The sequence below is a fragment of the Streptomyces prasinopilosus genome, assembly GCF_001419695.1.
GTDB lineage: Bacteria > Actinomycetota > Actinomycetes > Streptomycetales > Streptomycetaceae > Streptomyces > Streptomyces prasinopilosus.
In genome coordinates, this window is record NZ_LIRG01001007.1 from 1 (window position 1) to 1,128 (window position 1,128).

Annotated in this window: 2 pseudogenes; both read left to right on the plus strand. The window is 73.4% G+C overall.

Features of this window, described 5'->3' with window-relative positions:
- Positions 1-56 precede the first annotated feature (56 nt).
- Positions 57-784: pseudogene (locus AOK18_RS35005) on the plus strand (phosphoketolase family protein); the annotation flags it as partial.
- A gap of 2 nt (positions 785-786) precedes the next feature.
- Positions 787-1,128, plus strand: a pseudogene (locus AOK18_RS35010) (phosphoketolase family protein); the annotation flags it as partial.

The window sequence follows — 1,128 nt, forward strand, 5'->3', positions numbered from 1 at the left end:
CGCCGGACCGCCCCGATCACCCGGACCGCCCCCGTCGATCACCCACGGAGCCCGCCATGCCCGAGGACCAGGACACCCGGACCGCACCGACCGACGAGGAACTGCGCACGCTGGACGCCCACTGGAGGGCCGCCAACTACCTGGCGGCGGGGCAGATCTACCTGCTGGCGAACCCGCTGCTCACCGAGCCCCTCACCCCGGAGCACATCAAGCCGAGGCTGCTCGGGCACTGGGGCACCTCACCCGGGCTGAACCTGGTGTACACCCACCTGAACCGGGTGATCCGCGCGCGCGGACTGGACGCGCTCTGCGTCTGGGGGCCCGGTCACGGCGGCCCCTCCGTGCTGGCCAACTCCTGGCTGGAGGGCAGCTACGGCGAGAAGTACCCGGACGTCGGCCGGGACACCCGGGGCATGGCGCGGCTGTTCCGGCAGTTCTCCTTCCCCGGCGGCGTCCCCAGCCACGTCGCCCCGGAGGTCCCGGGCTCGATCCACGAGGGCGGCGAACTCGGCTACTCCCTCGCCCACGCCTACGGCGCCGCCTTCGACCACCCCGACCTCCTGGTCGCCTGCGTGATCGGCGACGGCGAGGCCGAGACCGGACCGCTGGCCGCGTCCTGGCACTCCAACAAGTTCCTCGACCCGGTGCACGACGGAGCCGTCCTGCCGATCCTGCACCTCAACGGCTACAAGATCGCCAATCCGACCGTGCTGTCCCGCCTCCCCGAGGCCGAACTCGACGCGCTGCTGCGCGGCTACGGGCACGAGCCGCTCCACGTGGCGGGNNCGGCGCGGCCGAACGGGTGGCCTGGCCGGTGATCGTGCTGCGCACCCCGAAGGGCTGGACCGGCCCGGCCGAGGTGGACGGCACACCCGTCGAGAACACCTGGCGCTCCCACCAGGTGCCGCTGCCGGGCGTCCGCGAGAACCCGGAGCACCTGCGCCAGTTGGAGGCGTGGCTGCGGTCGTACCGGCCCGAGGAACTCTTCGACGCCGAGGGCCGCCCCGTCGCGGACGTCCTCGCCTGTGTTCCCGAGGGCGCCCGCAGGCTCGGTGCCACCCCGTACGCCAACGGCGGACTGCTCGTGCGCGAACTGCCGCTGCCGGACCTCGACGACTTCGCCGTCCC